The organism is Colwellia sp. Arc7-D (genome assembly GCF_003061515.1).
Lineage (GTDB): Bacteria > Pseudomonadota > Gammaproteobacteria > Enterobacterales > Alteromonadaceae > Cognaticolwellia.
Window position 1 is genome coordinate 569,608 of the sequence record NZ_CP028924.1, and the last position, 13,244, is coordinate 582,851.

Sequence of the window (13,244 nt, forward strand, 5' to 3'; positions counted from 1 at the left end):
AAGCTTTATGGTGATCCAATAAAAAATGACTACCTAGGTAGCCATTTTATTATTAATGTATATAGCAGCAGCTTACTTAAGCGTTAACTAAAATTAGTACTGAGCTCTTCAATTGCTTCGGCATTTTTATTTACTTCAATACTTTTACTAGATACTGCCGCTGCTAATTGAGTATTGCGTTGAGATATACTGTCAATATTATGAATACCTTGAGTAATTTGTTCAGCTACCGTTCTCTGATGCTCAGATGCGGTAGCAATTTGGGCGGTCATGTCATTAACATTTTGAATGTTGTCTATAATATCTTGCATGGCGTTTTTAATGGTTTTTGATTCAGTTGAACATTCATCGGCATTGGTTTTATTCGACATCATTACTTGATTCCAAGTTTTTAACGTACGTTGCAACTCAGTCACTGATAATTGTATTTGTTCTGTCGCACTTTGGGTTCTACTTGCTAGTGTTCTCACTTCATCAGCAACAACGGCGAACCCTCTGCCTTGCTCACCTGCTCTTGCTGCTTCAATTGCTGCGTTTAATGCTAGCAAGTTTGTTTGATCTGCAATCCCTTGAATTTCAGTCATAACAGTCGATATTTTATCAACATCAGTCACTAATTCTGTCGCATTATTCGCCGCATTTTCAACGTCATTTGCGAGCTGGTCGATTTTATTTTCACTACTTTCAATAGTGGCAATATTTTGTAGGCAATCAATTTTTACTTGGGCAACTTTATCATTGGCCAAATTGGTACTTTCACTTACTTCGTTTATGGTTACACTCATTTGAGTAATATCGGCAGAAAACTGGCTTATATATTCATTTTCTTCTTTAATACCACTAAGCATTTCATTTGACGTATGAGCAAGCTCTTCTGCGAGTTTGGCTAACCTTCTGCCTGAGTCGTTACTTCGACCTAAGACCGTCTTTATTCTAGCTTTGTATAATTCGGCAGGGTAATTAATGATATTAAGTATACCTTTACCTAGATATACATGGCGCGAAGGGCTATCAAATATTGATTTTGTTTTACTTAAATGACTCGGTATTTTTATCAATTCTTCGGAAAAAATAACGGTGATTAACGCGACACAAACTAACAATATTATTGCAGAGGTCGCCGTGCCAGTGAGTACCCAAGTGATCGCAATTGCTGCGATCACACAAATAAGTGCAGCAAGGCGCTTGAGTGGAATGTTAGCGTGCAAATCTAAAATTGATTTATTATTGTTTAAGGTGTTGTAAAGTAATTGAGCTTCTTTTTTTTGTTGAACGGTAGGAAAAGCACGAACTGATTGATAGCCGGTAATTTCTCCTTTATCAAATAATGGTGTTACATAGGCATCTACCCAATAATAATCACCATTTTTGCAACGATTTTTAACCATGCCACGCCATGAGTCTCCTCGTTTTAATTTTTCCCATAAATCTTTAAAAGCTGCTTTTGGCATATCAGGATGACGAACTACATTATGATGTTGACCAATTAACTCTTCTAAGCTGTAACCTGCCACCTCACAAAACTCAGGATTAGCATAGGTAATGGTGCCGTTTAAATCAGTGGTAGAAACTAGTTGTTCTTGTTCGGTGAAGGTACGTTCAACATTGGTGATATGACTCATTATTCCATCGTCCTTGTGAAAGTTTTACTCATAAAATTTAAATACTACTATAAATAACAATAGCCTCTTTTTTATAATTAACAAAGGGAAAATGGGGTTTTGTATTGTAACAGTTTGTTTTGTTGAACTTATGGTAAGGCTATAATAATTATAAATAAAAGCACCTGGTAAATTCAGGTGCTTTTAGGTTTACTAGACGTTAAAATCGTTGAGATAGGTTAGACTTTTACTTGTAATAAGCTAAGCAAGCTTCTACTTCATTTTTTGAACCCATGATAACTTCTACTCGCTGGTGAATGTCTGTTGGCTCCATATCCATAATGCGACCTTTGCTAGTCATAGCTAAACCACCTGCTTGTTCTATTAAAAAGCTCATTGGATTTGCTTCATACATTAAACGTAATTTGTAAGGTTTTTCTGGGTTTTTATTATCAGCAGGGTAAGTAAATAAACCACCTCGGGTTAATACGCGATGAATATCGCCAACCATGGCGGCTATCCAACGCATGTTAAAGTTTTTTCCGCGTGGACCGGTATCACCAGCAAGTAAATCCTTAATGTAGTTTTGCATAGGGGCTTGCCAGAAACGCTGGTTAGACATGTTAATTGCAAACTCTTGCGTGTCTTGAGGCACTTTTACATTTCGCTCAACGAGTGAAAAGCCACCATGAGTTCGGTCTAATACATAAAAGTGCGTACCTTTACCTGTGGTCATCACTAACATTGTGGCGGGCCCATAAAGCACATAACCAGCACAAACTTGATGATTACCTGATTGTTTAAACATATCAGGATCGCTAGCTTCCATATCAGCAGGCGCTTTATGAATTGAAAAAATAGTTCCAATTAATGAGTTAATATCAATATTTGAACTGCCATCAAGTGGGTCGAATGATACGATAAACTTGCCATGCTTTTCACCCGCAACAGAAGTATCTTCTTCTTCCGATGATATAGCTTTAACAAATCCTGACTCTAATAAAATATCTTTAAATAAATCATTAGCAACAACATCAAGTTTTTTTTGTACCTCGCCTTGAATATTTTCATCTACCGTAGATCCCATTACATCACCTAAGTGAGCTTGACTGACAAGAAACGAAATTTCTTTTGTCGCAGTTAAAATGGTTTCTATTAATGAAATTAAATCTGCGGGTACATTATCTTCACGTAAGGCGGGAGCTAGTCGTTGCATAGGGTTACCTAATTACTTTAGAGTCATACTCTTATGGTAGAGCATATTGTATTTAATTTTCGACGTTTTGGTGTATTATCAAAGCATCGAAAGTGCTATTTAATCTCCACTTACCATTAAAAATAACCAATAGTTAACTAAGTGGATGTAAGCCAATTATAACAATAATAAGACGTTATTTAGTACTTCTTATCATTTTAATTTTAGCTCAAAGGTTAGGTTATCTAACTTACTCTATTTTATTTAAAACAAGGATATAAAATGAAGTTTTTCATTAAGCTGTTAGTGTTATTTTTATATTGCGGTTTGTTAGCGCAAGCACAGGCAGAAACCGAAGAAAATTACGCTGATTTTGTTAAAGACAAGCAAGTTCAACAAGGATATTTTTCTTTTTATCTTGATGAGCAAACAGGCAAAGTATTTTTAGAGATTGAGCGTTTTGAACAAGAATTTTTATTTCAAAGTGGTTTGCCACACGGTATTGGTTCCAATGATATTGGCTTAGATCGTGGTCAACTAGGTGACACTAGGCTAGTTCGATTTGAGCGAGTAGGCAATAAAGTATTTTTACGTCAGCTCAATACCTATTTTCGTGCTACTACCGATAACAAACTTGAACAACAAGCCATAGATGAAGCATTTGCCAGCTCCATTATTTGGGGTTTTAACGTCAGTTATACCAGTGCAGATAACAACAAAACCTTAATCGATTACACTCCGTTCTTGCTATCTGATATACATAACTTGTCAGAACAGTTACAGCGCACTAAGCAAGGGAGCTTTTCAGTTGATACCACCCGCAGCGGAGTTTATAAAAAACGTACGAAAGCCTTTCCAAATAATACCGAATTAGAAGCAACCATTACCTTTAAAGGCTCTAAAGCTGGCGAGTACTTAAGATCAGTTACCCCAGATGCATCAGCTGTTACGGTGAACTTACATCATTCGTTAATTAAGCTACCTGACAATAATTATAAAACGCGCATATTTCATCCTTACAGTGGCTTTTGGCAAGATTCATATGCTGATTATGCCAGCGCAATTGATGAACCATTAATAAAGCGAGTTATTCCACGTCATCGTTTAAACAAGAAAGATCCATCAGCTAAGGTAAGTGAAGCTGTTGAACCCATTATTTATTATTTGGATGCTGGCGTTCCTGAGCCTGTAAAAAGTGCACTGCTCGATGGCGCACGCTGGTGGGATCAAGCCTTTTCCGCTATTGGTTATAAAAATGCGTTTCAAGTGAAGATGCTGCCAAGCGATGCTGATCCAATGGATGTTCGATACAATGTCATTCAGTGGGTACACCGAGCAACGCGTGGCTGGTCTTATGGTTCATCGGTTATTGATCCTCGTACGGGTGAAATTATCAAAGGTCATGTAACGCTAGGCTCTTTGCGCGTTCGTCAAGATTATTTAATTGCTTTAGGTTTAACTTCACCGTTTAAAAGTGCTGATACCGATACCAGTGCGATGAAAGACATGGCTTTAGCGCGTATTCGTCAATTATCTGCACATGAGGTTGGGCATACCTTAGGTATAGCGCATAACTTCGCTGCGAGTGTAAATAATCGAGCATCTGTAATGGACTATCCACATCCTTTAATTACCCTTGATAATGGCGTAGTTAACTTAGCTAATGCTTATGCTAAAGATATTGGTGAGTGGGATAAATATGTTGTTGCTTATGGTTATGCAGACATAGAGGAATCTCAAGAGGCGACATTTTTAGCCGAATTAATTACCAAAACGCAACAGGCGGGGCTGCAATATGTTTCAGATCCTGATGCAAGGCCACAATCAGGTGCTCATGCCACTGGGCACTTGTGGGACAACGGTAAAGATCCTGCGGAAGAATTAACACGGGTACTTGAAGTTAGGGCGCATGCACTAGCAAACTTTGGGTTAAACAGTATTGAGATGAACACGCCAATGTCTGAGCTCGAACAAGTATTGGTGCCTATTTATAATTTTCATCGCTTTCAAGTACAAGCAGCAGCGAAACTCATTGCTGGAGTCGATTACGGCTATCAACTACGTAGTGAACAATTTACTAATCAACAAAAAATGGTTTCAGGCAAAGCACAGCGTGCTGCCCTTGATGCGCTAATCACTACTATTTCAACAAAAACATTAACATTGCCAGCTAAAATAACCGCATTAATTCCACCTAAGGCATACGGTTATAGTCGAAATAGAGAAAGCTTTATTAGCCAAACAGGTTTAACGTTTGACCCTATTAGTGCTGCGCAAGCAAGTGCAAAACATACGCTTTCGCTTCTGCTTAACGCTGAACGATTAGCGCGCTTACAGCAGCAAGCCATGATTGATGAAGATATTCCATCGGTCGCTTTTTTATTAAATAAATTAGTCATGAACTCGGTACAGTCAACACCCAAAAAATCAACAGAGATTCTAGTACAACAACGTGTAAATCAGCAGTTTATTGAACATCTGTTAGCCCTTTGGCATAGCACAGCTGTAGTACCTGAAGTGCGAGCTGAAGTTTATCTTACGCTGACAAATTTAGCGCAATGGCTATCCGATAAACGTAGCATACGAAAATATAAAGGGTATCAAGCTCACTTTTTGTTATTAGCACAGCAAATAAATTACAGCCTAGCGCATGATAAGTCGTTTACTCCAGCGTCAAAAGTAGCACTACCACCAGGTTCACCGATTGGTAGTTATTAAAAATATTTATATCGGTTAGTTGTTTATACAAGGCATTTTCAGTGAATAATTGGAAATGCCTTGTCATAAAATACGCTATCAAGGAAAAAACATGACAGACAATCAAGCATTTAAGGTTGCGCTTCTGGGTATACCATTTGATGATAATTCTTCTTTTGAACGTGGCCCAGCACTCGCACCAAGTAAAATTCGGGAAGTGCTTAATAATGGTTCGCTTAATGGCTCTACAGAGTTAGGTATAAACTTACGCGAGTCAAAGCTTTGGCTAGACGCTGGTAACGTTGAAATCACTTCATCTGATAATTTTATTGAAAATATTGAACAACGCTGCGATGAATTATTGGCACAAAACACACGGTTAGTAACTTTAGGTGGCGATCATAGTATTAGCTACCCGATACTAAAAAGTTATCGCAAGTACTTTGATAAACTGTCGATACTGCATATTGATGCCCATTCAGATTTGTACGACTCATTCAAAGGTAATCGTTATTCTAATGCTTGCCCTTTTGCGCGCGTGATGGAAGATGGTTTATGTGATCGTTTAGTCCAAGTGGGTATTCGAACGTTAAACTTGCACCAAACGGAACAAATAAAAAAGTTTAATGTAGAGTCTTTAGAAATGAGAAACTGGCCATTATCTCAACCGTTAAAGTTCGATCATCCGGTGTATTTATCACTAGATATTGACGGTATTGATCCCGCTTTTGCACCAGGTGTATCACATAGAGAACCCGGCGGTTTAACCACACGGGAAGTGATTAACTTGATCCATCAAATTAATATGCCGCTAGTCGGCGCTGATATTGTTGAATATAACCCTAATAAAGACATCGATAATATGACCAGCCAATTGGCCGCAAAGTTAGTGAAAGAAGTGGCCGGTAAAATGCTATCAATAAGTTAGCTTAGCCATGTAGCTTGCCATGTAGTTTGGTGAATCAGGACAAAAAAAACGGCACTGAATAGGAAGGTATTCAGTGCCGTTGTGCAAATAGCAAATACTGTAAAGTGAACTGCGCACAAAAAAGAGTGTTTAGATGAGGTTAAGCTCGCGTTATAAACGCTGTGTTTCTAATTTTGGTTTATTTATATTTAATAATTCAGTGTTACTGATATCTTCATCTAGTTTATCAATCGGTGTTATTGGTTTTTTTGAGCGAGTAAGTACCACTAAGTTTCCGGCTAAGATAAATAGCAAACCCACCATGGTATAGGTTGTCCAAGCAAAACCTTCGACTATGGTTGAAATGATCACGGCAACGGCGGGGAACATAATTGATGCATAAGATGCTTTATGCGCACCAATACGATTCAACAATGTTAAGTAGCTAGCAAAGGCGATTACGGAGCCAAAAACGGCTAAGTAGAGTAATGAGATAACATACGAAAATGTATAGTCAAAGCTGAAACTTTTACCTTGTAATATAAATACTACTGCCATAGCGCTTGCACCGTAAGCCATACCCCAGGCCATTGCCGGTAAAAGTGGTAATTTTTGCTTTTGATTCCTCATGGATATCATATTGCCTGTAGATGCAACCACAGTACCTGTTAAACAAAGCCCTAAGCCTAATAAAGTTTCAGCTCCTAATTGTGTATCACTTATTTGAGGCCAAAAAAGTGTCACAATACCGAATAAGCCGAGAATACCCCAACATAGACTTGCTGAGTTATTTTGGTGCCATACCAAATGCGAGCATTGAAAACATTAAAAAACATGATCATCGAAAAAGCGATACAGGTTAATGCTGAATTAATATGCTGTTGGGCTGAGTAGAGAAAATAGTAATTAAAACTGAATAACGTCAAACCAAAAATAAAAAATTGCAGATGATGACGTAATGAAAACTGCAATCTTAAACCTGCAACTTTACAGTAAGTAAATAAAATAACAGCGGCTAATGCAAAGCGATAAACTATTGATGCTTCAGGGGCTACATTACCAAGCTGGTAATTAATAGCGATCCACGTTGATCCCCATATCAGCACGGTGATGATGTATAAAAAGGTGTTGTTCATTGTAATCCCTTAGAATATCTAGCAACGAAAGTTTGCTTAGAAGCTGCTGTTAGCGAGCATAGACATTTTACTTATTTTTTGTTGTAATAACATACACAGAAAAATGAAAATGAAACCTATACAGTTATGCGGCTAATCGACAAATCTTCCTCCGACTTTTTATATCAGCAGGTCATCGACTTTGTTGGGCAACAGGAAAAAAGTGGTGCTATTCGCCCAGGCGATAAATTACCTAGTTTACGAAAACTTAGTCGACAATTTGAGATTAGTGTACCCACCGTTAAGCAGGCATATCTAGAACTTGAGCGACAAGGTACTATTTCTGCACGTCCACAATCTGGTTACTATTTGCAGGCAAAACAAGCAAGAACGCTATTACCTATGCGTGCAAAGTGGGCTGGTGGTGAACCGACAGAAATATCATGTCGTAGTTTAATCGAACAGGTTTATGATGCGGTGCACATGCCTGACTCGGTAGCATTAGGTATTTCAAACCCGGTACATGCGCATCCACCAGATAAAACACTGGCAAGATTAATGCGCTCGGTGCTGAGTAGGGTTTCTGAAAAAGCGGTGAGTTATGGACCAATTAATGGCGACCCTAAATTACGCTTGAATTTAGCCTTTCGTTATCAAGAACATGGTGTTTCGATTAATCATGAAGATGTCATTATCACCAATGGAGCACAAGAAGCGTTATCAATTGCTTTGCAATGTGTCGCTGAACGAGGCGATATTATCGCTGTGGAATCACCTTGCTACTTTGGGCTTATCGAACTTATTGAAAGCCTAGGTATGAAAGCATTAGAAGTGTATACCTGCACTGAAGAGGGCGTTTGTGTTGCTGAATTAGCTAAGGTTATTGAACAACACAGCGTTAAAGCGTGCTTGTTTTCAACGGCGATTAGTAACCCGTTAGGTTCAATGATGACGGACAATCAACGACAAGCAATGGTCAGGTTACTTGAAAATAATAATATTGCGTTAATAGAAGACGAAGTTTACAGCGACTTATATTTTAGTGAGCGCCGACCGGTACCAGCGCAACTATATTCAGAGAAAGGCTTGGTATTAACCTGTTCTTCTTTTTCAAAAACTGCAGCACCAGGTTATCGTGTTGGTTGGTTGCTGCCAGGTAAATTTGAGGAAAAAGCCAAGCGCATAAAGCGAGCACAATCTTGTTCTACTTCGATGTTACAGCAATGGACATTAAGCGATTACTTAATGTCAGGTGAATACGACCGGCATTTGCAAGTGCTAAGAAAAACCTTGCGATATAACTGTGAACGAATGCGAGCATTAATTGCTGAACATTTCCCTGAACAGGTGTGCATTTCGAAACCCAAAGGCGGCAGTGTGTTATGGGTTAGATGCCGATCTCATGTTGATAGCAGTCAGTTTTTTAATCAGGCTATTGAACAAGGAGTCAACTTTGCGCCAGGAGAAATATTTTCCCCTTCTGGCAAATATAAAAACTATATGCGTATTAGTTATGGTGTTCAATGGAGTGATAAAATTGACCATGCAATACAAGTACTTGGGAAATTAGTTTATGAATACCCAGAATCTTAACTATATCAGGAAATATCAAAGTTGAAACAAAGCAGTACAAAAACTTCATTAGCATTAATTTTACCGTTACTTGCCGCCATTATTGCGGTTTCTCCGTTGGCTATCGATATGTACCTTCCGGGTATGCCAGAAATTACTGAGTATTTTTCAACAAAAATGCCACTGGTTCAAAATAGTCTCAGTATTTATTTGTTGGGTTACGCCGTTGGCTTGCTGGTGTTTGGTCCTATGGCTGATAAGTACTCTCGCCGTAGGTTAGTGATGATAGGGCTGCTCGGCTTTATAATGACAACATTGGCATTAACCATTGCACAAAATATCGAACAGTTTATTGCTTTGCGATTTTTACAGGCCTTTATTAGTAGCGCTGCAACAGTTGTGGTTCCTGGTATTATTCGACAACTTTACGGTAAAGATACCGCCAAAGGATTATCTTATGTCAGTATGATCATGATGTTAGCACCCATGATTGCCCCTAGCATTGGAAGTATATTACTGCTCGATAGTTGGCAAATGATCTTTTATGTATTAGCGGGTTATGCTGGTATTGTTCTTGTGTGCAGTTATTGCTATTTACCTGATGTTAAAACGGTGAAGTCTAGCGCTAGCTATAGCGTTATTAAGCGTTATAAAATTGTATTTAGTAACCGTGCCGCACGCTTTGATCTATTAAGTATTATGCTGATCTCATTAGCATTTTTTAGTTATATTACGGCGATTCCCTTCGTGTATTTAACCGTATTTGAAGTGTCTGAATTCGAGTTTAGTTGGCTCTTTGGGCTTAATGTTTTTGGCTTAATGGTTGCTCACTTTATTAATACGCGACTGGTGGGAAGAATGGGCTCTAGAAGAATGCTCCGTTGTGGGGTTGTACTTTCAGTGCTGGCGGGCACGAGTTTATTGCTAGCTAATATTTTTTCTTTATCTTTAATCTTTTATGTTTTGGCAATTTTACCGCTAATGGGCAGTTTATCGATGATTTCTGTTAATGCAGATGCGCTAATTTTACAAGAATTTGCCGAGCATGCCGGAACTGCAACCGCCGTTAATGGTACGTTGCGCTTTGGTATTGGCGCATTAGCCGGTCCTATTTTAGCGGTGTTTTATGATGGCAGTGCACTACCTTTTGCATTATTGATGGTGGTACCTGTTTATTTGGTTTTGATCTGTCAGTTACTACAAAGTAAGCAGCATAAGGTAGCAGCATAGTTAGGAGATTATGGGGAATATAAATGACTGTGGTTGGTTAAATATACCGAAGAGATAAGAATCATAAATATAAGCTGAAGCGACGCTAATAAAAAAATATCTAACAGTTAGATTAATGTTTTTTTGAGCCATTAATATGAGCGATAAACTTATGTTGTGGTATTTTGCTTATTTTTTTCTTCTGCCGCCTTTAGTTCAACTTGTTGTAAACGCCATTTTTTCCGCTCTGCGTAATAATGATCCCAAACACAAGGGTTACATGCACCACCACCACAGCAGTCATCATCGGCAGGTGGAGCAGGTTTTTCTAATAATTTAGTCATAACTTTTTAGCTTCGCCTTAAAATTTAAATGATTATAAATAAAAAAAGCTCTGCATGCAGAGCTTTTTATCAAACAGTCATGATAGGTTTTATTCTAATTCTGAAAGTTTCTTTTCAAGGTAATGAATATTTGCACCACCATTAATAAAACCTTGGTCGCTTAAGATGTCTTGGTGTAAAGCAATGTTAGTTCTAATGCCATCAATTACCAATTCACTTAATGCATTACGCATACGTGCTATTGCTACATCACGGTTATCACCCCAAGTGATCAATTTACCGATCATAGAGTCATAATGAGGAGGCACAGAGTAGTCAGCATAAATATGAGAGTCCCAGCGTACACCTAAACCACCTGGCGAATGAAAACGCGTGATTTTACCCGGCGACGGAATAAAAGAACGAGGATCTTCAGCATTGATTCGACATTCAATTGAATGACCCGAAATCTTAATATCGTCTTGCGTATAAGAAAGCGGTTGGCCAGCGGCAACACGAAGCTGTTCTTTAATTAAGTCAACACCAGTTACCATTTCAGTGACAGGGTGTTCTACTTGAATACGTGTATTCATTTCTATGAAATAGAATTCACCATTCTCGTATAAAAACTCAAAAGTACCTGCACCACGGTAGTTGATCTTGATACAAGCATTACAACAGCGCTCACCAATTTTAGCTCGCATTTCAGGTGTAATACCTGGTGCTGGCGCTTCTTCAACTACTTTTTGATGGCGACGTTGCATCGAACAATCACGTTCACCTAAATGAATCGCGCCACCTTGGCCATCAGCCATGATTTGAATTTCAACGTGACGTGGATTTTCAAGGAACTTTTCCATGTAAACCATATCATTATTGAAAGTCGAACGAGCTTCATTTTTTGTTAACTGAATCGCCTCAATTAAATCATCTTCATGGCGCACTACACGCATACCACGACCACCACCACCACCAGAGGCTTTGATGATAACAGGGTAACCAATGCGTCTGCCGTGTGCCAAGTTGGCTTCATTATCAGAAGTCAAAGGACCGTCTGAGCCAGGCACACAAGGAACACCCGCGGCTTTCATGGCTTTTATTGCAGAAACTTTATCACCCATTAAACGAATACTTTCCGCTTTAGGGCCAATAAATGCAAAACCAGACTTTTCTACTTGTTCAGCAAAGTCTGCGTTTTCTGCAAGGAAACCATAGCCAGGATGAATAGCCACAGCGTCGGTAACTTCAGCGGCGGTAATAATGGCAGGAATGTTTAAATAACTGTCCAGTGCTGAAGGCTTACCAATACAAATAGTTTCGTCGGCTAATAATACGTGCTTTAGACTTTTATCGGCTGTTGAGTGAACAGCAACCGTTTTAATGCCAAGCTCTTTACAAGCACGCAGTATTCTTAAGGCAATTTCGCCTCGATTGGCGATAACAACTTTATCTAACATGAAATACCCTTAATGGTTGGGCTTATTCAATGATGAATAGCGGTTGATCAAATTCAATAGCGTCTTCATTTGCCGCTAAAATTTGTTTGATAACACCTGATTTATCAGCTTCGATTTGGTTCATCATTTTCATTGCTTCTAGAATACATAAAGTATCGCCAGAGTTAACATGCTGACCCACTTCAACAAATGCTGGTGCATCAGGAGAGCCAGAAGCATAAAAAGTACCTACCATTGGAGAACGAACTACATGTCCACTTATTACAGGAGCTGCAGCTTCAGCAGCTGGAGCAGCTGCGATTGGTGCAGGGGCAGCTGGGGCTGAATGCATCATAGGAGCGGCTTGCATAATTGTAGCGCCACGGCTAATACGTACTGACTCTTCGCCTTCAGAAATCTCTAATTCGTTGATTCCAGACTCTTCAACCAATTCTATTAACTTTTTAATTTTACGAATATCCATTTGAATACCTTTTTTGATCGTTATTAAATTTATGTGTGAAAACCTAACGTGCAAAATCGCACCTTAAGTCATTATTAATTTTTATGTTTGTTCTTTTCTAACCAATCTGTTGCTGCAGCTAAAGCATATTCATAACCTTTAGCTCCTAAACCGCTAATAACACCTACGGCAATATCTGATAAATACGAATGTTGTCTAAAAGACTCACGTGCATGCACATTTGATAAATGAACTTCTATAAAAGGAATACTTACCGATAATAATGCATCTCTGAGTGCTACACTGGTATGGGTGAATGCTGCAGGATTTATAATGATAAAATCTACCTTTTCAAAACTGCTATGAATTTCGTCAAGCAAAATATGCTCTGCATTTGACTGTTTATGCGTCAAATGTACATTAGCTATTTCGGCATTGTTGGCTAGATTTTCCATAATCTCAGCTAGCGATAATGCACCGTATATAGTCGGCTCACGCTTACCTAACATATTTAAGTTAGGACCATTTAGCACTAAAATGTTAAACTTTGTAGTCATCTTCGGTTAAAACACCTTGATTGTTAAGTAATGATAGCATCATGTCATATTTTACTTTGTGATTGAATTAAATTTGGTCTAAAACCAAAATTAAACTCATTTGACGATTATTATAGTGTTTTCGCAGAATATAGCAGCAAAATACTGGTCTAATGACTTGGTAAGGAAA

The 13,244-nt window shown here is 38.5% G+C and carries 12 protein-coding genes; 4 read left to right on the forward strand and 8 right to left on the reverse strand.

Annotated features, from left to right (window positions below; all coding sequences use genetic code 11):
- Positions 1 to 83 precede the first annotated feature (83 nt).
- A complete protein-coding gene (locus tag DBO93_RS02470; protein ID WP_108454914.1) occupies positions 84 to 1,622 on the reverse strand; it encodes a PAS domain-containing methyl-accepting chemotaxis protein in 1,539 nt (512 codons plus the stop codon).
- A gap of 226 nt (positions 1,623 to 1,848) precedes the next feature.
- Complete coding sequence (locus DBO93_RS02475; RefSeq protein ID WP_108454915.1) at positions 1,849 to 2,817, reverse strand: class 1 fructose-bisphosphatase; 969 nt, start codon at positions 2,815 to 2,817, stop codon at positions 1,849 to 1,851.
- A gap of 261 nt (positions 2,818 to 3,078) precedes the next feature.
- Between DBO93_RS02475 and DBO93_RS02480 the strand changes: the two genes are divergently transcribed.
- A complete protein-coding gene (locus tag DBO93_RS02480; RefSeq protein WP_108454916.1) occupies positions 3,079 to 5,514 on the forward strand; it encodes a zinc-dependent metalloprotease in 2,436 nt (811 codons plus the stop codon).
- Between the two features lie 91 nt (positions 5,515 to 5,605).
- Entirely contained in the window at positions 5,606 to 6,421 is an 816-nt protein-coding gene (gene speB / locus DBO93_RS02485) for an agmatinase (protein WP_204100640.1), read from the forward strand.
- A gap of 150 nt (positions 6,422 to 6,571) precedes the next feature.
- Here speB and DBO93_RS18870 read toward each other — a convergent pair whose 3' ends face one another.
- The gene (locus tag DBO93_RS18870) at positions 6,572 to 7,144 is read right to left on the reverse strand and encodes a DMT family transporter (protein WP_239059083.1); all 573 of its coding nucleotides are present in this window, start codon (positions 7,142 to 7,144) and stop codon (positions 6,572 to 6,574) included.
- Positions 7,141 to 7,536, reverse strand: coding sequence for a DMT family transporter (locus DBO93_RS18875; protein WP_239059084.1), 396 nt, complete (start codon positions 7,534 to 7,536; stop codon positions 7,141 to 7,143). Before DBO93_RS18875 ends, DBO93_RS18870 begins: the two co-directional genes overlap by 4 nt.
- A 126-nt stretch (positions 7,537 to 7,662) precedes the next feature.
- Between DBO93_RS18875 and DBO93_RS02495 the strand changes: the two genes are divergently transcribed.
- Together DBO93_RS02495 and DBO93_RS02500 are read left to right on the forward strand one after the other, a co-directional pair.
- Positions 7,663 to 9,108 (forward strand): PLP-dependent aminotransferase family protein, encoded by a 1,446-nt coding sequence (locus tag DBO93_RS02495; protein WP_108454918.1) that lies wholly within the window; start codon positions 7,663 to 7,665, stop codon positions 9,106 to 9,108.
- Between the two features lie 21 nt (positions 9,109 to 9,129).
- Positions 9,130 to 10,317, forward strand: a complete 1,188-nt coding sequence (locus DBO93_RS02500) for a multidrug effflux MFS transporter (RefSeq protein ID WP_239059085.1) — start codon at positions 9,130 to 9,132, stop codon at positions 10,315 to 10,317.
- A 149-nt stretch (positions 10,318 to 10,466) separates the two neighbouring features.
- Here DBO93_RS02500 and DBO93_RS02505 read toward each other — a convergent pair whose 3' ends face one another.
- The 4 genes from DBO93_RS02505 to aroQ form a co-directional block, all read right to left on the reverse strand.
- Positions 10,467 to 10,640: an oxidoreductase-like domain-containing protein gene (locus tag DBO93_RS02505; RefSeq protein WP_108454920.1), complete on the reverse strand. Its 174-nt coding sequence runs from the start codon at positions 10,638 to 10,640 to the stop codon at positions 10,467 to 10,469.
- An 89-nt stretch (positions 10,641 to 10,729) separates the two neighbouring features.
- On the reverse strand, positions 10,730 to 12,076 hold the full coding sequence (gene accC / locus DBO93_RS02510; RefSeq protein WP_108454921.1) for an acetyl-CoA carboxylase biotin carboxylase subunit: 1,347 nt from the start codon (positions 12,074 to 12,076) through the stop codon (positions 10,730 to 10,732).
- 22 nt (positions 12,077 to 12,098) lie between these two features.
- Positions 12,099 to 12,539, reverse strand: a complete 441-nt coding sequence (gene accB / locus DBO93_RS02515) for an acetyl-CoA carboxylase biotin carboxyl carrier protein (RefSeq protein ID WP_108454922.1) — start codon at positions 12,537 to 12,539, stop codon at positions 12,099 to 12,101.
- Between the two features lie 74 nt (positions 12,540 to 12,613).
- Complete coding sequence (aroQ, locus tag DBO93_RS02520; protein WP_108454923.1) at positions 12,614 to 13,075, reverse strand: type II 3-dehydroquinate dehydratase; 462 nt, start codon at positions 13,073 to 13,075, stop codon at positions 12,614 to 12,616.
- Positions 13,076 to 13,244 lie beyond the last annotated feature (169 nt).

Coding starts and splice junctions, on each gene's coding strand:
- accC (WP_108454921.1), bottom strand. CDS start 12,076: ATGTTAGATAAAGTTGTTATCGCCAATCGAGGCGAAATTGCCTTAAGA.
- DBO93_RS02480 (WP_108454916.1), top strand. CDS start 3,079: ATGAAGTTTTTCATTAAGCTGTTAGTGTTATTTTTATATTGCGGTTTG.
- DBO93_RS02495 (WP_108454918.1), top strand. CDS start 7,663: ATGCGGCTAATCGACAAATCTTCCTCCGACTTTTTATATCAGCAGGTC.
- DBO93_RS02470 (WP_108454914.1), bottom strand. CDS start 1,622: ATGAGTCATATCACCAATGTTGAACGTACCTTCACCGAACAAGAACAA.
- DBO93_RS02505 (WP_108454920.1), bottom strand. CDS start 10,640: ATGACTAAATTATTAGAAAAACCTGCTCCACCTGCCGATGATGACTGC.
- DBO93_RS02475 (WP_108454915.1), bottom strand. CDS start 2,817: ATGCAACGACTAGCTCCCGCCTTACGTGAAGATAATGTACCCGCAGAT.
- accB (WP_108454922.1), bottom strand. CDS start 12,539: ATGGATATTCGTAAAATTAAAAAGTTAATAGAATTGGTTGAAGAGTCT.
- speB (WP_204100640.1), top strand. CDS start 5,606: ATGACAGACAATCAAGCATTTAAGGTTGCGCTTCTGGGTATACCATTT.
- DBO93_RS18875 (WP_239059084.1), bottom strand. CDS start 7,536: ATGAACAACACCTTTTTATACATCATCACCGTGCTGATATGGGGATCA.
- aroQ (WP_108454923.1), bottom strand. CDS start 13,075: ATGACTACAAAGTTTAACATTTTAGTGCTAAATGGTCCTAACTTAAAT.